Here is a 17,435-nt window from a genome sequence, read left to right as displayed (position 1 = left end):
CGCGTCTACGACGTGGCCCGCGAAACCGAACTGGAGCGCGCGCCGAATCTGTCGGCACGTCTGCGCAATCCGGTGTATCTGAAGCGTGAGGACAACCAGCCGGTGTTCTCGTTCAAGCTGCGCGGCGCGTACAACAAGATGGCGCATCTTCCGGCTGAAGCGCTGGAGCGTGGGGTGATTACGGCATCGGCGGGTAATCATGCGCAGGGCGTCGCGTTGTCGGCGGCACGCATGGGTGTGAAGGCGATCATCGTAGTGCCGGTGACGACGCCGCAGGTGAAGGTCGATGCGGTACGCGCGCATGGTGGGCCGACAGTCGAGGTGGTGCAGTTCGGCGAGTCGTATAGCGACGCTTATGGCCATGCGGTCAAACTGCAGGAAGAGCGCGGCCTGAGCTTCGTGCATCCGTTCGACGACCCGTACGTGATCGCAGGGCAAGGCACGGTCGCGATGGAAATTCTCAGCCAGCATCAGGGGCCGATTCACGCGATCTTCGTGCCGATCGGCGGCGGCGGACTCGCGGCGGGCGTGGCTGCGTATGTGAAATCGGTGCGCCCGGAGATCAAGGTGATCGGCGTACAGACCGATGATTCGTGCGCGATGGCCGCCTCGCTCAAAGCAGGAGAGCGCGTCACGCTGAACGAAGTCGGACTGTTCTCGGACGGCACGGCGGTGAAGCTGGTCGGTGAAGAAACCTTCCGCCTGTGCAACGAATATCTCGACGACGTGCTGCTCGTGAACACCGACGCGCTGTGCGCGGCAATCAAGGACGTCTTCCAGGACACCCGCAGCGTGCTCGAACCGGCTGGCTCGCTAGCCGTTGCGGGCGCGAAGCAGTATGCCGAGCGCGAAGGCATCGAGAACCAGACGCTGATCGCGATCACGTCGGGCGCGAACATGAACTTCGATCGCATGCGCTTTGTCGCCGAGCGCGCCGAAGTCGGTGAAGCACGCGAAGCGGTGTTCGCGGTGACGATCCCCGAAGAGCGCGGCAGCTTCAGGCGTTTCTGTGAACTGGTCGGCACGCGCAGCGTCACCGAGTTCAACTACCGGATCGCGGACGCGAACTCGGCGCATATCTTCGTTGGCGTGCAGATCAGGAACCGCAGCGAGTCCGCGCAGATCGCGGGCGCCTTCGAAGCGCACGGCTTTGCGACCGCGGACCTGACCTTCGACGAACTCTCGAAGCAGCACATCCGCTACATGGTCGGCGGGCGCTCGCCACTCGCGCATGACGAGCGCCTGTTCCGCTTCGAGTTTCCCGAGCGGCCGGGCGCGCTGATGAAGTTCCTGTCGTCGATGGCGCCGAACTGGAACATCAGCCTGTTCCACTATCGCAACCAGGGCGCGGACTACAGTTCGATCCTTGTCGGCATCCAGGTGCCCGCGAGCGAGACCGACGCGTTCGAGCGCTTTCTCGCGACGCTCGGCTATCCGAACTGGGAAGAGACGCAAAACCCGGTGTATCGGCTGTTTCTTGCATAACAAGGACTGAAACGCGCAGATGGCTCTCTCGCTCGCCGACAAACTGGTGGTGGCAATCTCGTCGCGCGCGCTGTTCGACTTCGAAGAAGAGAACCGCGTGTACGAAGAAGGCGACCTGCACACCTATGAAGCGTTGCAGCGCGACCGGCTTGCCGTGCCCGCCAAACCGGGCGTCGCGTTTCCGCTGATCCGCAAGCTGCTCGCGCTGAACACCGGCGGCCATCGCGTCGAAGTGGTGATTCTGTCGCGCAGCGATCCGATTAGCGGACTGCGCGCGTTTCATTCGTGCCGCGAACACGGGCTCGCGATCGAGCGCGGCGTCTTCACGCGTGGGCGCGCACCGTTCGGCTATCTGAAGCCGCTGAACGCGTCGCTGTTTCTGTCCGCGAATCAGCAGGACGTGCGCGACGCGCTGGCCGCCGGATTTCCGGCTGCACGCGTGTTGCCCGAATCGGCGAAAATGGCGAGCAAGTATCCCGACGAAATCCGCATCGCGTTCGACGGCGACGCCGTGCTGTTTTCCGACGAAGCGGAACGCGTGTTCCAGAAAGACGGCCTGCGCGCCTTCGTCGGCCACGAGATTCACAACAAGGACCTGCCGCTCGCGGACGGTCCGTTGAAGCCGTTGCTCGAAGCGCTGCACCGGCTGCAAAAACTCGCGGATGAAGCCGCGCCGATGCATATTCGTACGGCATTGGTGACGGCGCGCTCGGCGCCCGCGCATGAGCGCGCGATCCGCACGCTGATGGCATGGAACATCGAAATCGACGAAGCGATGTTCCTCGGCGGCCTCGACAAGAGCGCATTCCTGCGCGAGTTCGAGCCGGACTTTTTCTTCGACGACCAAATTGGCCACTGCGAATCGGCCCGCGTCGTGACGGCGACCGGGCATGTGATGAGTGGCATCGTGAACGCATCATGACACCCGAACAATCTCCGCTGGGTAAGGCTTCCACTTACACCGAACAATATGACGCATCACTGCTGTTTCCAATCGCGCGAAAAAACGCGCGCGAGGCGATCGGCATTGGCGCGCAGTTGCCGTTCTTTGGCACGGACATCTGGAATGCGTACGAGTTGTCCTGGCTGAACGCGCGCGGCAAACCACAGATCGCGGTGGCAACCTTCTTCGTGCCGGCCGACTCGCCCAATATCGTCGAGTCGAAGTCGTTCAAGCTGTATCTGGGCTCGTTTGCGCAAACGGCGTTCGAATCGATGGACGTGGTGCGTGACACGATCAAGCGCGACGTGTCCGCTTCCTGCGGCGCGACGGTGTCGGTTCATCTGGCCGCGCCGTATGAATTCGGCAAGCTGCAGATGGAAGAATTCGAAGGCTTGTCGCTGGATCGGCTGGACCTGGATACCGACATTTATCGGCCGGACGCGTCGCTGTTGAGCGCGGCGCACGATGAAGCGCCGGTCGAGGAAACGCTGTTTTCCAACCTGTTGAAGTCGAACTGCCCCGTGACCGGGCAGCCCGATTGGGGCAGCGTGCAAATTCACTACGTCGGCCCGCAGATCGATCACGCGGGCTTGCTGCGCTACATCATTTCGTACCGTAATCACACCGGCTTTCACGAGCAGTGCGTCGAGCGGATTTTTATCGACGTGCTGAAGGCCTGCAAGCCGGTCAAGCTCGCGGTGTATGCACGCTATACGCGGCGCGGCGGGCTGGACATCAACCCGTTCCGCACCAACTACAATCTGCCGATGCCGGACAACATGCGTCTGGCCCGGCAGTAACAACGCAGTGGCTCGCCGCGGGTTCAGTCAACCGCGGCGAACGCAGCGCATCAAGCCGTCGGCTTCTTATACGCGACGCAATCCACTTCCACCTTGCAGTCGATCACCATCGACGACACCACACAGGCGCGCGCCGGCGGATTTTCGCCGAAGTATTCGCGGAACACCTTGTTGAACGACGCAAAGTCACGCGGATCGTCGAGCCAGACACCGCAGCGGACCACATGCTCAGCGCCGTAGCCGGCTTCCTTCAGGATGGCGAACACGTTCTGGATCGCCTTGTGCGATTGCTCGACGATGCCGCCATTGATCACTTCGCCGTTTTCCATCGGCGTCTGACCGGATACGAAGAGCCAGCCATCCGCTTCGACCGCACGCGAAAACGGCATATGCTGACCGCCCGTTCCCTTTCCGCCTTCAACGCCATAACGCTTCATCATCACACTCCTTAAAAAGTCCGGCACGCGCCGGCACCAGCGCCACGCGCACCGCAATCGATCGAACAAAAATAGTTAGAACGCGCCGTGCGCGTCACCCTTCGACGCCGCGCCGCGCGCCACGAAGTGACCGGCCCGCTCGCCCGTCACCGCGCCATCGCGATACGACAGCACGCCGTTCACCCAGACGGCGTCGATGCCGTCCGCCGCCTGCTGCGGCTTGTCGAAGGTCGCCGCGTCGCGCACCTTGTCCGGGCTGAACAACACCAGGTCGGCGTGATAGCCGATATGTACTTCGCCACGCTGCGCCAACCCAAAGCGACGCGCCGACAAACTCGTCATCTTGCGCACCGCCTCTTCGAGCGGCAGCAGACCGGCGTCGCGCGCGTAATGCCCGAGCACGCGCGGAAACGCGCCCCACAAGCGCGGATGCGGCAGCGGATCGTTCGGCAAGCCGTCCGAGCCGACCATCGTCGCGGGATGCGAGAGGATGCGCCGCACGTCGTCTTCGGACATGTTGTGATACACCGCGCCCGCCGGTTGCAGACGCTTGCCCGCTTCCTGCTGCGTGACGCCCCACTCCTCGGCGATCTCCTTGACGAGCTTGCCCGCCATCTCGGGATGCGGCTCGGACCAGGTGATCGTGATGTCGATGTCGCCCGTCACCTGCTTCAGATCGAGCGTCGACGAGCTACGGTTGTACGGATAACAATCGCAACCGATCGGCTGCATGCGCCGCGCCCCTTCGAGCGACTTCAGCACTTCTTCGCTGCGCCCCCAGTTCGACGGCCCCGCGCACTTCAGATGCGAGATCACGACCGGCACATGCGCGTGACGGCCGACGCGGTACGCCTCGTCCATCGCGTCGAGAATCGCGTCGAATTCGGTGCGCATATGGGTGGTGTACAGCGCGCCCGCCGCGGCGAGCGGTTCGGCCAACGCCATCACTTCCTCGGTCGGTGCGGCGAACGCCGAGCCGTATGCGAGCCCCGAACTCAAACCCAGCGCACCGTTAGCCAGCGCCTCTTCGAGTTGCGCACGCATGCCGTCGATTTCCTGCGCCGTGGCCGCGCGATCGAGCCTGTCCATCTGATTGCTGCGCAACGCCGTGTGGCCGATCAACGCACCGACGTTCACCGCCGGACGCGCGGCGTTCACCGCCTTCACGTACTCGGCGAAAGTCGGGTACTGGAACGCGTCGCGCTCGCCGAGCAGGTTCATCGGATCGGGCGGATCGCCCTTCAGTGCCACCGGCGACGCGCTGATGCCGCAATTGCCGACGATCACCGTCGTCACGCCTTGCGTAATCTTCGGCAGCATTTGCGGCGACTGGATCACGTGCGTGTCGTCGTGCGTGTGGACGTCGATGAAGCCCGGCGCCAATGCGCGCCCCTCGGCCTCGACCACCTCTTCGGCAAGCCAGTTCGACAGATTGCCGATCGCGACGATGCGGCCGTCGCGGACCGCCACGTCGCGTTCGACAGGCGGTGCGCCCGTGCCGTCATACAGTTGCGCGCCGACGATCAGCGTATCGGCGGCTTCGGGATGCGAGTGCATGGATCAGTCTCCTAACGGTTGTCGATCGCCACCGCCGCGATGCGCGTCGAGCGCGTGCTTCATGCGGCGCAGCAATTCGCGGCTCTCGTCACCCTGACGGACGGCAAGCTCGGTGACGAGCACATCGAGCGCCATCATCATCGCGTAGCGCGATGACGACGGCTTGTAAATGAAATCGGTTTCGAACGCGACGATCGGGATCACCCAGTCCGCGAGTTTCGCCAGCGGCGAGGTGGGCGCGGTGAGTGCAATCACGGTCGCGCCATAGCTGCGCGCGATCTTGCAGTTCTCGATCATCTCCGGCACGCGTCCGGTGGTGGACAACGCGATCACCACGCATTCGCGCGACACGGTGCTCGCCACCATGCGCTGCAACAAGCCGTCCTGATAGGTCGCGACCGGCCGCCCGAGACGCACGAGCCGAAAGCGCATCTCGTCGGCGAGCGCGGTCGAGCCGCCGCCCATGCCGAACACGTAGATCATGCGCGCCGCGCGCAAGGCGCTGGCCGCTTCATCGAGCGGGGCGTTGCGCAGCAGTTGATGGTTATGGGCCAGCGCGGTTTGCAGTTCGTCGAACACGCGGGTCGCGATCGGCTCGGGTACGTCCGTCGCCCCGCCCGGCTGCAGGAAACGCTGCCCGACCGCCGCCGCTTGCGCGAGCCGCAGCTTCAGTTCGCGCACGTCGCGGCAACCGACCGCCTTGGCGAAACGCGTCACGGTCGCGACGCTCACCTCGGCCTGCTGCGCGAGCGCGCCGATGCTCGCGCGCGAAGCACCCGTCAGGTCGTCGAGGATCAACGCGGCGACCTTGCGTTCGGCCGAGCGCAGATCCGGCGCGCATTCGGCGATGCGCGCGACGATGTCGAAAGCCAGCGGTTCGGCTGTTGAGTTCATGGCGGACTGGGGAAGATCGCGCGAAGACTGGCACTATGCCTTCGGAACGCCGTGGTACTAAATAACATTTCTTCTCCCATCGTACTTTCTGTAACATGGTAAAGTCAAATTCGATTCAATTTAACTGGACGATGGAGCAAGGAGACATGAAAGTTACAAACTATCAGGGCGCAACGATTGATCCTTATAGCAAGGGCTTGGGCATGGTTCCGGGCACCAGCATCCAGCTCACGGATGCCCCGCGCCTCGAATGGAACCTGCTCAACGAGGACGTGAGCCTGCCGGCGGCCGTGCTGTACGCAGATCGCGTAGAGCACAACCTGAAGTGGATGCAGGCGTTCGTCGCAGAGTACGGCGTGAAGCTCGCGCCGCATGGTAAGACTACGATGGCCCCGCAGTTGTTTCGCCGTCAGCTCGAAACCGGCGCGTGGGGCATCACGCTCGCCACTGCGCATCAGGTGCGCGCGGCGTATCACGGCGGCGTCTCGCGCATCCTGATGGCCAACCAGTTGGTGGGCCGCCACAACATGATGATGGTCGCCGAGCTGCTGAGCGATCCGGACTTCGAATTCTTCTGCCTCGTCGACTCGGTCGAAGGCGTCGAACAATTGGGCGAGTTTTTTACGTCAGTGAAGAAGCCGTTGCAAGTGCTGCTCGAACTCGGCGTGCCGGGCGGCCGCGCGGGCGTGCGCGACGAAGCGCAGCGCAACGCGGTGCTCGCCGCGATCGCCCGCTATCCGGAGGTGCTGAAGCTCGCCGGTGTCGAGTTGTATGAAGGCGTGCTGAAGGAAGAGCACGAGGTGCGCGAGTTCCTGCAAAGCGCGGTCGGGCTCACGCGTGCGCTCGTCGAACAGGGGCGTTTCGCGCGCACGCCGGCAGTGCTGTCGGGCGCGGGTTCGGCGTGGTACGACGTGGTGGCGGAAGAATTCGTGAAGGCGTCGGAGGCCGGCAAGGTCGAAGTCGTGCTGCGTCCCGGCTGCTATCTGACGCACGACGTCGGCGTCTATCGCAAGGCGCAGACGGATATCTTCGCGCGCAATCCGGTCGCGAAGAAAATGGGCGAAGGCCTGCTGCCGGCGCTGCAGTTGTGGGCGTACGTGCAGTCGATCCCGGAGCCGGATCGCGCAATCATCGGTCTGGGCAAGCGCGACTCCGCGTTCGACGCGGGCATGCCGGAACCGGCGCGTCACTATCGTCCCGGAAACGTTGCGCCGCGCGATATCGCAGCGAGCGAAGGCTGGGAAATATTCGGCCTGATGGATCAGCACGCCTATCTGCGAATTCCCGTCGGCGCCGATCTGAAAGTGGGCGACATGATCGCGTTCGACATCTCGCACCCGTGTCTGACGTTCGATAAGTGGCGTCAGGTGCTGGTGGTCGATCCGGCGTATCGCGTGACGGAAGTGATCGAAACGTTCTTCTGACGTGGCCGTGAGGGGCGCGCCTTGCGGTGGTTCTGCTCACCAGTGGCTTGGACATCGCAACGCCAATGCTTGCCAGCGGCGTCCGTAAGTCACCAACCCGACGCACGTGGTAGTGAATCAGGGTTGCCGCAACGCCCCACTGTGCGCAGCTTCACCGGCCCGTCCTGCCTCAGCACCAGCCGCGCTCGCCGCGGCTGCCACTTCACCGATCCGCGCTTCGAGCATCTTCAGCGCGCCCGACAGCGCTCCCAACGCCTCGTCGGGCAGCGCGGCCATCGTGTCGTGCAAAAACGCGTTGCGACGCGGCAAGCTCGCTTCGGTCGCCGACTGCCCGGCCTCCGTCAGACGCACATTGGTGACGCGGTTGTCGCGCGTATCCATGCTGCGCGCAATCCAGCCCAATCCCTCCAGCGTTTTCAACTGCCGCGTGAGCGCGCCCGGATCGACCCGCAGGCGTTCGACCAGCCTTTTCTGTGACGACTCGCCCGCCTGCTCGTGCAACGCGAGCAGGATGCGCCAGCGCGGCAGCGGATGGCCTACCTGCGCCTCGAACGCGGACATGAATGCCCGATAAGTGCGGCCAAATTGCTGCATGACGGCGACGCGGTCCTGTTCTTCCATGATCTGTTCAGTCAAACGGTAAGTCTAAAGATCAGTCCGCGTGGATCACGGGCTCGAGCTTGCGATGGAGCTTGATCGGCGGCACGCGGCGGCTTTGCCACACGGAGATCACGGCGATGATCGCCGCCATCGCGAGACCCAGGTGAATCGCCCCGACGAGCGCCTCGCGCGCGCTTTCCAGCAGCATCGCGCCGTTGTGGCCCGCATGCGTCAACTGCTCGACCAAGGTGGTCTGCGCTTCCCGGTTGATCAGGATTTGCGGGTCGCCGAGATCGGCGAACCAGTGCGATGCGTTCGCGCTATCGAGCGCGCTGCGCACGCCGCTCGCGTACAGGTGGCTGACCAGCGTGCCGGTCAGCGCCGTACCGATCATCCCGCCGATCATGCGCAGCGACTGCAGCAGCGCCGTCGCGATGCCGAGGTGTTCGCGGCCGGCCGTCTGCTGCGCGAAGATCGTCAGGTTCGGCATCACGAAGCCGAGCCCCAGGCCGCCCACCACCATGAACGACATCAGCACCCATTGCTGCATGGAACGCGTCGCGACGACAATGCCGAGGCACGACAACGCTACGAGCGAAAAGCCGATGCACAGCATCAGATTCGGATTGCTCACGCGCGACACGATGCGCCCGTTGGCAATGCTGCCGATCGTGATGAACACGACCAGCGGCGTAATGACGAGCCCCGCTTCTTTCGGCGACATGCCGAAGCCGCCCTGAAACAGCAGCGGCGCGTAGAACAGCAGCGAGAACATCGTGAAGCCGCCGAGCACAGCGAGCGTGAAGAGCGCGGCAAGACTGCGGTTGCGGAACATATCGACCGGCAGGATCGCCGTCGGGCAGCGTTTTTCCCACTGCCAGAGCGCGTAAGCCGAGGCGATGCTCAGCGCGAGCAGCGCAAATGCGCTCAGAGTGACGCCGTGTTTCGGCAGCAATTCGACGAACAGCTGCAGCGAGCCGAGTGCCACCGCGATCAGCACCGCACCGGGCCAGTCGAGCCGCATCTTGCCCTCGTGTTCGACATGCCGCAAATGCGGCAGGAAGCGCCAGACGAAAAACAGCGACAACAGCCCGACCGGCAGATTCACGTAGAACACCGAACGCCAGCCGTAGTACTGCGTGAGAAAGCCGCCAAGCGACGGCCCCACGGCGTTGGCAATGCCGAACGCCGAACTCATCAGCACCTGCCAGCGCAGGCGCACGACCGAGTCGGGGAAGAGGTCGGGAATGCAGGCAAACGCGGTGCCGACCAGCATCCCCCCTCCGATACCCTGCAAGCCGCGCGCAAGCACGAGGAACAGCATGTTGTTAGCTGCCCCGCACAGCACCGACGCCGCGGTGAATACGACGATCGACGCGATCACGAATGGCTTGCGCCCGTAGTAGTCGCCGAGGCGGCCGAAAATCGGCACCGTGATCACCGAGGTGAGCAGGTACGACGTCGCGACCCACGCGTACAACTCGAAGCCTCTCAGTTCTGAGACGATGGTGGGCAGCGCGGTGCCCACCACGGTCTGGTCGAGCGCGACCAGCATCGTGACGAACGAGATGCCGAGCATGGCCAGTAAGGATTCACGGAAGGGTAGAACTTGCCCACTCGAGTGGTGGGCCGCAGTATGGACAGCCATTTTTTAATGGAGCTTTTGATAGCGCAACAGTTGACTCGTCAAAGGATTGGAATCATACCACGGTATGGCGCTCTAACCGGGGACATGCTCGCGCGGTTCAATGCGCCGGGAATCGACTGAAAAATGCACACGACATGACGCCAGGGAGGCCCATGCAGCCGAGTTCGCTCGCCACACCATCCTTATCGGACCAGGATCTGAACGCGCTGCGGCGCGCGAAACATCAACTCGAAAGCCCGGCGCTGGCGATGAAGCTCGCGAGCGTCGTCGGTGCGCCGATCGAAAAGCTGTTGGCGCGGCTTCCGGCATTCGCCAACGCCAAGGTCACCGACGCGACGGAGCTGGCGTTGCGAAAGTGCCTGTCGATCGCGCTGCGCACGCTCAACCGGCGCGAGGCCACGTCCCTGATTGCGCCGGACAAGCCGAGCAACCTGCTGCACAAGTTCGCGGTTGCGACGACCGGCGCGGCCGGCGGCGCGTTCGGACTGTTCGCGCTGCCGGTCGAGCTGCCGGTCACGACCACGCTGATGTTCCGCTCGATCTGCGATATCGCGCGCAGCGAGGGCGAGGATCTGTCGTCGATCGACACGCAGCTGCAGTGTCTGACCGTGCTCGGCATGGGCGGCACCTCGAGCGAAGACGACGACGCCGAGTTCGGCTATTTCTTCATGCGCGGCGCGCTCGCGCAAGCGGTGTCGAAGGCGTCGTCGGAGATTGCGACCAAGGGCTTCACCTCGCATGGCTCAGCGGCATTGCTGCGGTTGCTGCATGCGATCGCCGCGCGCTTCTCGGTGCAGGTGAGCGAACAGATCGCCGCCAAGTCGATTCCAGCGATCGGCGCGGTGCTCGGCGCGATGGTCAATACCGTCTTTATCGACCATTTCCAGCAGGTCGCGCATGGCCACTTCACCGTGCGTCGGCTGGAACGGCAGTATGGTCAGGAAACGATCGAAGCCGTCTATCAGACTCTCGACATCGCACTCGACGGTTGAGCGGCCGCTTGTGCCCCGTTCGCGGCGCAGCTCGTCGCACGCCGCACGAAAGCGGCCGCATGATCGAGCGCGCGGTTCGCTTCGGGGATGAACGGCGCGAACAGCGGCCAGACGTGCGGCATCTTCTTCCACACTTCGAACTCGCAGTCGACGCCCGCCATGCGCGCGTTGTCGGCGACGCGTTGCGAGTCGTCGAGCAACACTTCGGTGCTGCCCGCCATGATGAAAAGCGGCGGCAAGCCGTGCAGATCGGCGTAAACCGGCGACGCGTACGGATCCGTGGCCGGCGTATCACCGAGATAGACCTTCGCGGCACGCGCGATCGCAGCGCCGCAAAACATCGGATCAGCGCTGTCGTTACCTCGGATGCTAGCGCCGGCCGCCGCCAGATCGGTCCACGGTGAAAACAGCAGGCCGCCTGCGGGCAGTGGATCACCGGCGTCGCGCAGCGCCACCAGCGTGGCGAGCGCAAGGCCGCCGCCGGCTGAATCACCCGCGATGACGATCGACTCGGGCGCGATGCCCATGGCGAGCAACTGTCGATACGCCGCGCTCGCATCGTCGAGCGCCGCCGGGTAGCGATGCTCGGGCGCAAGACGGTAGTCGAGGGAAAAGACCCGCGTATCGGCACGCGTCGCGAGTCCGAACACGAGCGAGCGATGCGTACGCGGCGAGCAGAAGTAGTAGCCGCCACCGTGGCAGTACAACACGGTCGGCGGCGCGTGGCCGGCCGGCGTCTGAGCGACCCGCTCCAGCCATTCGCCGCGCAGCGGCGCATCGTGCGTGCGGTACGTTTCGCGCAGCCGCCAGTCGCGCGGCACGCGCGGCGACCAGACACGCTTCGCGGTCAGCGCGCGCGCTTTCGCGACATCGATGCGCGGCGCGAGGGTTTCCGGTCGAAACTGCCTGCGCAGATACCAGCACGCCAGTGCGCTTTGCCAACTCATCAGGACACGCTCCTTCGATAATGTCCCGCCATGGTACGAGCGTTCACGGCTGCGTCCTGTGGATGGCGGCTTCTAATCGGATAATCGCCGGCCCTTCTCGTGGGTCAGGTGAGCGTTTTCTAGTTCGCCGGCAACACCTGGCCGCGAATCTCACCCATCGGGTTCTGCGCGGTATGCACGTTGAAGTACCACTGTCCCGCCATCAGGTCGGTCACCTGCTGCTCGGTGAGCGCCGCCGATCCTTTGATCGGGCTCGCGAGCGCGCCCTTGTCGATCGGCACCTGCACTTTCGCGTTCTGACCGACCGGCGCCGGTCCGTGGAAATGCGCGGCGGTGGCCGCGCCGCTCAAGCCTTCATAGGTGACGGTCCATTGCAGGGATTGCGTCTTCGTGTCGAAGGTGGCATTCAGCATGCCATGCCCGTGACTCACGCGAGGCGGTACTTCGCTCGACGGCTCCAGGTCCGCCTTCAGCGCCACCGTATCCGCGAACGCGGCTCCCGAGGCCAACGCCCACGCCACTATGGCCAGATTCAATTTTCGTAGCGAAATCATGGTCTTCTCCGGACTTTGATGCGCCGCCGCACCGACAGTTCGGCCACGCGCGGCGCCACCACATACTAGTGCAAATCCATCGGATAGGTTGGCGTGGCGAGCGTGTTGGAATCGAGGGCGACATTGCCGTCATATCGCAGCGCGGATCGGATCCGTAGTTATCCGAAACTGTCGGCTATCTTTGTCACGCGTGACCGGGTTCGCGTAGTCGAGCAGGACGTGCGCACCGCCAAGGCATTTCGAACCCCTTTTCAGAGCGATTTGACAATCGATCCACTCGTCTTCGCCGCCGCTTTACTCGAATTATCCGAACAGTTATTTGCGAATTTTGCAATGAATCCATCGCGGCATTCCGGTTATGCTTCCGCCTGCGAGAAGTGACTCCTTCATCGAGGGAAGTCTCCAAACCTTTTAACGCGGCCTCGGCCGCGTTTTTTTTTCGTCCGCTTTTTCGTTCGCTTATCGCGCTCGTCTGCATTTTTTTGCATTCGCCTGCACTCGCTTGCTGCTATTGTCCCCTAAGCGAGCAAAGCCGCCTGCTGCTCGATGCCGTCCAGCATCGCATTGCACTTGCTCACCAGTGCCCGGCCTTCGTCACGCAAACGTTCGGGTGACTTGAGGGCGATGTCGCGGCGATAGTCGTCGAGCGCGTTGAGCAGGGGCGGATATTGCAGGACGCCCGCCGCCCCTTCCACCCGGTGCAGCCACTCGCGCACCTCCGCAATCTCCGCGCGTTCGAGCAGCGGCGACAACGACTGCATGTCTTCCCGCACCGCTGAAACGAACGCGTCGAGCAATGCCTTGACGGTCGATGCGCTGCCCCAGAGCTGGGTCATGTGCGTGAGATCGACCGGAACGAAAGGCTCCTCGCCCCTCTGAACGAGAAGCCCTGCAACCTCCGGCTCGCTCTGCGTTTCTGCAGGCGCGGTCTGCCACGCGCTGTCGGTGCCGAACCAGCGGCTCAGATAGTCGCGCAAGGTGGCGAGCCGGGTCGGCTTCACGAGGCTGTCGTCCATGCCGGCATCGCGACATAGATTCAGATCGTCCGGCGCAGTATTCGCCGTGATGCCGAGGATCGGCAGACGCTGCGTGCCGCCCCGCTCCTTCTCGCGGATATGCCGCGCGAGTTCGTAGCCGGACAGATTCGGCATATGGCAATCCGTGATCAGACAGCCATAGTTCGTGCGCTCCAGCGCGGCAAGCGCCTCCGCGCCGTCGTTCGCGACGTCGCACGCGAAACCGAGCAAAGCCAGTTGATGACGAATCAGCTCCTGATTGACCGGATGATCTTCCGCGACAAGGATCAGCCGCCCGCTCGCGATCGCGCGCTCACGGTCCGGCGGCGTGACGCCTTGAGGTGTGCGCGGCAGGCCCGCCACGGGCCGCGCCACCGAAGGCAGCCCCGTCATCGCGGCGGCGCACGCCGCGCCAAGACCGCGCCACGAAATGGGGTTGACGCTCACGCGCACGGTATTGTCGAGAATGCGATACCCCGTCGGCTTCGGCTTCTCGGTGAGGATGATGAGCCGTGTGTCGGGGCCGATGCATGTGGGCAACTGCACCTCCTCGCTCGCGAACAGCAAATCCACGTTGGCCAGCGTGGCGCGATCACTCAGCGCACTGGCGTGCGGTGCGACACTGCGCAACTTGAGCCCGAGCGCCTTGCCGAAGTGCATCAGCGCACGGTCGACCCGGCTGTCGCCGGTCGCGACAATCCCGCGTTTGCCCCGCAAGCGGCTCACGGAATAGCGCTGCGCCACGACTGGCATCGTGACACGCACGATCATGCAGGTGCCGTGACCCGGCGCGCTGCGCAACGCGAGCGTGCCGCCCATCAGGTCGATCAGCTTGCGGCAGATCGTCAGCCCGAGGCCGGTGCCGCCGAAGCGCCGCGTGGTGGACGACTCCGCCTGCACGAACGGCTCGAACAGACTGGCCTGCACGTCCGGCGCGATGCCGATGCCGGTGTCCTCCACGCTCATTTCGAGCGTCTGCGCGGCGCCGTTCTGTTCGACGACCGACACGTCCACGTCGACTTCGCCCTGCGGCGTGAACTTGATCGCATTGCCGAGCAGGTTGAACAGAATCTGCCGCAATCGCACGCTGTCGCCACGCATGATCGCAGCGACACCCGAGGCAATGTTCACGCGCACTTTCAGCCCCTTCTCGTGCGCGCGGCCGGCGAGCAGTCCGACGGCGTTATCGACCAGCTCACGCAAGTCGATCGGTTCAGCTTCAAGCGTCAGCCGCCCCGCCTCGATTTTCGAATAGTCGAGCAGATCGTCGAGAATCTGCAGCAGCGCGCCCGCCGACTCGTGGATCATGCTCAGCATCTCGGCTTGATCCGTGTTGAGCGGCGTGCGTTCCAGCACTTCGACCAACCCGAGCACGCCGTTCATCGGCGTGCGGATTTCGTGGCTCATCATCGCGAAGAAATCGTCTTTCGCACGCGAGGCCGCCTCGGCCATGTCGCGTGCACGAGCGAGTTCCTCGGAGCGGGCGCGCTCCACGCTCGCGTCCACCCAGAAGCCGCTCCAGACGACGCTGCCATCCGCCTCACGGCACGGCACCAGCTCCGCGCGCACCCATTTGGGCTGCGGCCCGCCGCGCAGGCGAAACTCCAGGTGCACCGGCGTTTCGCTGCGCGCGGAGCGCTCCAGTTCGGCCTGCACGAACTCCCGGTCTTCCTCCGCGACGCGATGGAAGTCCACCTGCGCGCGATGACTCAGCGATACGCCGTTGTCGCCCAGCAGGTGCCGCGTGTCGCCGCCGATATACGGAAACGAGTACGCGCCGCTCGCGGTGCGGCGCAACTGAAACACCACGGCCGGCAATGAACGCGTCACGTCGAAGAGGCGCCGCTCGGTGTCGCGCGCGAGCATTTCGGCACGCCGGATAGTGGTGATGTCGACCATGGCGCCGACGAGGCAAACGGGTTGTCCATCACTGCCGTGGCACACGCTGTTCCAGAACAGTCCGTGCCGCACATCGCCCGCGCTGCTGCAAAACTGCAACTCTACTTCGGCGATGCCGCCGCTCTTCAGCACATCGCGCGTCATGCCGTCGAGAATGCGGCTGTTCGCTTCGCCCCATGTCCGCACTTCGATCGTCGTGCGTCCGAGCACTGCCTCGCGGCTGACACCGCATGCCTTCTCGTAAGCGCGGTTGACCGCGATGTAGCGTCCCTCCAGATCTTTGGCGACCAGCGCATAGGGCACCGTCTGCATCATCGATTCCTGGAAATTCAGTTGCAGCGCGAGCGCACGCTCGGTCTTCTTGCGCAGCCTGACTTCCCGTTGCAGCAGCAGATAGGCGCGCAACGTGACCACCAGTACGACGCCGACGCCGATCAGCACCGGCAGCAGGCGCACCGCTGTCACGCTCCATATGCCGATGTGCGGAACTGCGCCGACCACCCAGCGTTGCCGGATGCGCTGCGTCTCCGCCGCCGGCATCGCGAGCAGTGCGCGGTCGAACAGCCCGGCGAGCGGCTTCAGGTCCGAGCGTACCGCGATGTCGAGCGAGTCGGATTCGCCGAGCGCGCCGAGAATCTGGAGAACACCGCCGTAGCTGCGCTTCAAACGGATATCGACAGCGGCCATGTTGCCGACCGTCACGTCCGCTTCGCCCGCGGCCACCATTCGCAGCGCGTCGTCCGTGCTGGGCGCGACGACGATGTGATCGGGCGCAACGGCTTCGAACACGTGCGGGACCGAGCCAGCAAGACGAGCCGGGATGACGATGCGACGCGACGCGACATCGTCGAACGCGCGCGCCGGTTCGCCAACGCGGCCGACGACCACCATCGGGTAGCTTGCGTAGGCGCGAGTATGAACGGCGTTATTCAGTTTCGGACCGTTGCTGGAAGCCATGGGCAGCATCGCCAGTTTGCCGCGCTGGAACGCTTCGACGTTGGCGGACCAGTCGGGCAGTCGGGCCCGGTTGAAGACGACGCCGAGCGTTCGGCTCAGGTATGCCAGATAGTCGGCGGTCATGCCGGCGGGACGGCCGGATTCGTCGATGAAACTGAACGGCGGGCAGTTGCTGTCGAAGCCGATCTGCAACGGCGGCAATGAGCGAAGCCACGCTTTCTCTTCCGCTGTCAGCACGAACTGACGCGCCGCGGCGGCCGGCTGCGCGTTGAAGCTGTCCGACAGCCAGCGCAAGCGAATCGCCGTAGTGTCTGCCGGGCTCATCGACGCGAGCGCGCGATCGAGCAGGTCGCGCAGCGCGACCTGCTTGCGGGGCACGCCAAAGCGCAGCTCGGAAATCCTGCCGCTCTCCTCGAACGCGACGTGCAGATTGCGGAAAGGCTCCGTCGCCAACTCGTACTGGACGACCGTGGTCAGGCCGAAATAGGCATCGGCGTCGCCGCGGGCCACCGCAGTGAGCGCGGCGTGCGTCGTGGCGAACGCGTTGACTTCGGCGCGCGGAAAACCCTCGCGGATCAGACGCTCGAGCGCGAAACCCCGCTCTATCGCGATACGCGCGCCGGCCAGTTCGCCACGGCTCGCGTACCGTTCGCCGCCGAGCCGCACCACCGCCGAGACCGACGAGCGGAAATACGGCGCCGTGAAACTGAGGCACTGTTCGCGCTCGGGCACGCGAGCGACGCTCATCAACAGATTGACATCGCCCGCGCAAGCCGCGGCCAGCAATTGCTGCATGTCGGGAAACGCTTTGGCTTCGATAATGACGTTCGGCCCCACCAGCGCGCGCAGATAGTCGCCGCTGATGCCGGTGAGGCGGCCGTCCTGCAGCATGTCGAACGGCGGCCAGCCACCCGCGAGCACGCCGACGGTCAGCCTGGCTGGGAACGCGCGCGCGGCCGGATAGCGCGCGTTGCTGCCGAACGGCTCGGCGACGGACGTCACCACGGCCACCGACAGGCAGACGGCGAGCAGCCACACCGGCAGGTGCCGGAACGCGCGCTTCATCGCAATGCGCTCGACGAGGCCCGCGATGGACGGACCGCGTGGCACCGGGCTAACCTCACGCGGCGTCGCCGGGACCGTCGGCCAGCGTCGCCGCGGCGGGATCGCTGTCGCCATTCAGGAACGAAAACAGCACGCCGGCCGCGACGCCGCCCGACAGCGGCGCGGCCCAGAAGACCCACAATTGGTCCAACGCCCAGTTGCCGACGAACAGCGCCTG

General features: G+C 64.5%; 14 protein-coding genes and 1 pseudogene. 6 read left to right on the top strand and 9 right to left on the bottom strand.

The features are described 5' to 3' along the window. The 3 genes from ilvA to queF all read left to right on the top strand — a co-directional run. Positions 1-1,485, top strand: a 1,485-nt coding sequence (gene ilvA / locus CIC12_RS30785; protein ID WP_168670009.1) for a threonine ammonia-lyase, biosynthetic, incomplete at its 5' end; no start/stop codon positions are given. Between the two features lie 19 nt (positions 1,486-1,504). Continuing rightward, positions 1,505-2,407, top strand: coding sequence for a 5'-nucleotidase (locus CIC12_RS30780; RefSeq protein ID WP_168670007.1), 903 nt, complete (start codon positions 1,505-1,507; stop codon positions 2,405-2,407). Then, positions 2,404-3,228, top strand: a complete 825-nt coding sequence (gene queF, locus CIC12_RS30775) for an NADPH-dependent 7-cyano-7-deazaguanine reductase QueF (protein WP_168670005.1) — start codon at positions 2,404-2,406, stop codon at positions 3,226-3,228. Before CIC12_RS30780 ends, queF begins: the two co-directional genes overlap by 4 nt. A 50-nt stretch (positions 3,229-3,278) precedes the next feature. Here the strand turns inward: queF and CIC12_RS30770 are convergent, their stop codons facing one another. From CIC12_RS30770 to CIC12_RS32790, 3 genes are all read right to left on the bottom strand, one after another. Next, positions 3,279-3,665, bottom strand: coding sequence for a RidA family protein (locus CIC12_RS30770; protein WP_168670017.1), 387 nt, complete (start codon positions 3,663-3,665; stop codon positions 3,279-3,281). Between the two features lie 75 nt (positions 3,666-3,740). Beyond that, a complete protein-coding gene (locus CIC12_RS30765; RefSeq protein ID WP_168670003.1) occupies positions 3,741-5,222 on the bottom strand; it encodes an N-acyl-D-amino-acid deacylase family protein in 1,482 nt (493 codons plus the stop codon). A 3-nt stretch (positions 5,223-5,225) separates the two neighbouring features. Then, positions 5,226-6,116, bottom strand: coding sequence for a MurR/RpiR family transcriptional regulator (locus CIC12_RS32790; RefSeq protein ID WP_194248385.1), 891 nt, complete (start codon positions 6,114-6,116; stop codon positions 5,226-5,228). A gap of 146 nt (positions 6,117-6,262) precedes the next feature. Between CIC12_RS32790 and CIC12_RS30750 the strand changes: the two genes are divergently transcribed. Beyond that, the gene (locus tag CIC12_RS30750; protein ID WP_168670002.1) at positions 6,263-7,540 is read left to right on the top strand and encodes an amino acid deaminase; all 1,278 of its coding nucleotides are present in this window, start codon (positions 6,263-6,265) and stop codon (positions 7,538-7,540) included. A gap of 117 nt (positions 7,541-7,657) precedes the next feature. Here the strand turns inward: CIC12_RS30750 and CIC12_RS30745 are convergent, their stop codons facing one another. Both CIC12_RS30745 and CIC12_RS30740 read right to left on the bottom strand, forming a co-directional pair. Further along, positions 7,658-8,161, bottom strand: a complete 504-nt coding sequence (locus tag CIC12_RS30745; RefSeq protein WP_168670013.1) for a MarR family winged helix-turn-helix transcriptional regulator — start codon at positions 8,159-8,161, stop codon at positions 7,658-7,660. 31 nt (positions 8,162-8,192) lie between these two features. Then, positions 8,193-9,788 (bottom strand): MDR family MFS transporter, encoded by a 1,596-nt coding sequence (locus tag CIC12_RS30740; protein WP_168670001.1) that lies wholly within the window; start codon positions 9,786-9,788, stop codon positions 8,193-8,195. A gap of 152 nt (positions 9,789-9,940) precedes the next feature. On the opposite strand from CIC12_RS30740, the gene CIC12_RS30735 reads away from it, so the two are divergent. Beyond that, positions 9,941-10,780: an EcsC family protein gene (locus CIC12_RS30735; RefSeq protein WP_168670000.1), complete on the top strand. Its 840-nt coding sequence runs from the start codon at positions 9,941-9,943 to the stop codon at positions 10,778-10,780. Here CIC12_RS30735 and CIC12_RS30730 read toward each other — a convergent pair. Together CIC12_RS30730 and CIC12_RS30725 are read right to left on the bottom strand one after the other, a co-directional pair. Next, positions 10,750-11,727 (bottom strand): alpha/beta hydrolase, encoded by a 978-nt coding sequence (locus tag CIC12_RS30730; RefSeq protein WP_168669999.1) that lies wholly within the window; start codon positions 11,725-11,727, stop codon positions 10,750-10,752. The two genes, CIC12_RS30735 and CIC12_RS30730, sit on opposite strands and share 31 nt — an antisense overlap. 119 nt (positions 11,728-11,846) lie before the next feature. Continuing rightward, positions 11,847-12,281: a CHRD domain-containing protein gene (locus CIC12_RS30725; protein ID WP_168669998.1), complete on the bottom strand. Its 435-nt coding sequence runs from the start codon at positions 12,279-12,281 to the stop codon at positions 11,847-11,849. A gap of 93 nt (positions 12,282-12,374) precedes the next feature. Between CIC12_RS30725 and CIC12_RS30720 the strand changes: the two genes are divergently transcribed. Beyond that, entirely contained in the window at positions 12,375-12,662 is a 288-nt protein-coding gene (locus CIC12_RS30720; RefSeq protein ID WP_168669997.1) for a hypothetical protein, read from the top strand. A gap of 137 nt (positions 12,663-12,799) precedes the next feature. Here the strand turns inward: CIC12_RS30720 and CIC12_RS30715 are convergent, their stop codons facing one another. Together CIC12_RS30715 and CIC12_RS30710 are read right to left on the bottom strand one after the other, a co-directional pair. After that, positions 12,800-17,218, bottom strand: coding sequence for an ATP-binding protein (locus tag CIC12_RS30715; RefSeq protein WP_174772259.1), 4,419 nt, complete (start codon positions 17,216-17,218; stop codon positions 12,800-12,802). Between the two features lie 55 nt (positions 17,219-17,273). After that, positions 17,274-17,435: pseudogene (locus CIC12_RS30710) on the bottom strand (aquaporin Z); the annotation flags it as partial.

Origin of the sequence: Paraburkholderia sp. SG-MS1 (assembly GCF_012275575.1) — a bacterium.
Lineage (GTDB): Bacteria > Pseudomonadota > Gammaproteobacteria > Burkholderiales > Burkholderiaceae > Paraburkholderia.
Note: the sequence above shows the minus strand (reverse complement) of the source record. Positions and strands in the feature narration are given on the sequence as shown.

Bases quoted from the DNA above. Each gene is read 5' to 3' on its own strand.
- CIC12_RS30780 (WP_168670007.1), top strand. From the start codon at position 1,505: ATGGCTCTCTCGCTCGCCGACAAACTGGTGGTGGCAATCTCGTCGCGC.
- queF (WP_168670005.1), top strand. From the start codon at position 2,404: ATGACACCCGAACAATCTCCGCTGGGTAAGGCTTCCACTTACACCGAA.
- CIC12_RS30770 (WP_168670017.1), bottom strand. From the start codon at position 3,665: ATGAAGCGTTATGGCGTTGAAGGCGGAAAGGGAACGGGCGGTCAGCAT.
- CIC12_RS30765 (WP_168670003.1), bottom strand. From the start codon at position 5,222: ATGCACTCGCATCCCGAAGCCGCCGATACGCTGATCGTCGGCGCGCAA.
- CIC12_RS32790 (WP_194248385.1), bottom strand. From the start codon at position 6,116: ATGAACTCAACAGCCGAACCGCTGGCTTTCGACATCGTCGCGCGCATC.
- CIC12_RS30750 (WP_168670002.1), top strand. From the start codon at position 6,263: ATGAAAGTTACAAACTATCAGGGCGCAACGATTGATCCTTATAGCAAG.
- CIC12_RS30745 (WP_168670013.1), bottom strand. From the start codon at position 8,161: ATGGAAGAACAGGACCGCGTCGCCGTCATGCAGCAATTTGGCCGCACT.
- CIC12_RS30740 (WP_168670001.1), bottom strand. From the start codon at position 9,788: ATGGCTGTCCATACTGCGGCCCACCACTCGAGTGGGCAAGTTCTACCC.
- CIC12_RS30735 (WP_168670000.1), top strand. From the start codon at position 9,941: ATGCAGCCGAGTTCGCTCGCCACACCATCCTTATCGGACCAGGATCTG.
- CIC12_RS30730 (WP_168669999.1), bottom strand. From the start codon at position 11,727: ATGAGTTGGCAAAGCGCACTGGCGTGCTGGTATCTGCGCAGGCAGTTT.
- CIC12_RS30725 (WP_168669998.1), bottom strand. From the start codon at position 12,281: ATGATTTCGCTACGAAAATTGAATCTGGCCATAGTGGCGTGGGCGTTG.
- CIC12_RS30715 (WP_174772259.1), bottom strand. From the start codon at position 17,218: ATGAAGCGCGCGTTCCGGCACCTGCCGGTGTGGCTGCTCGCCGTCTGC.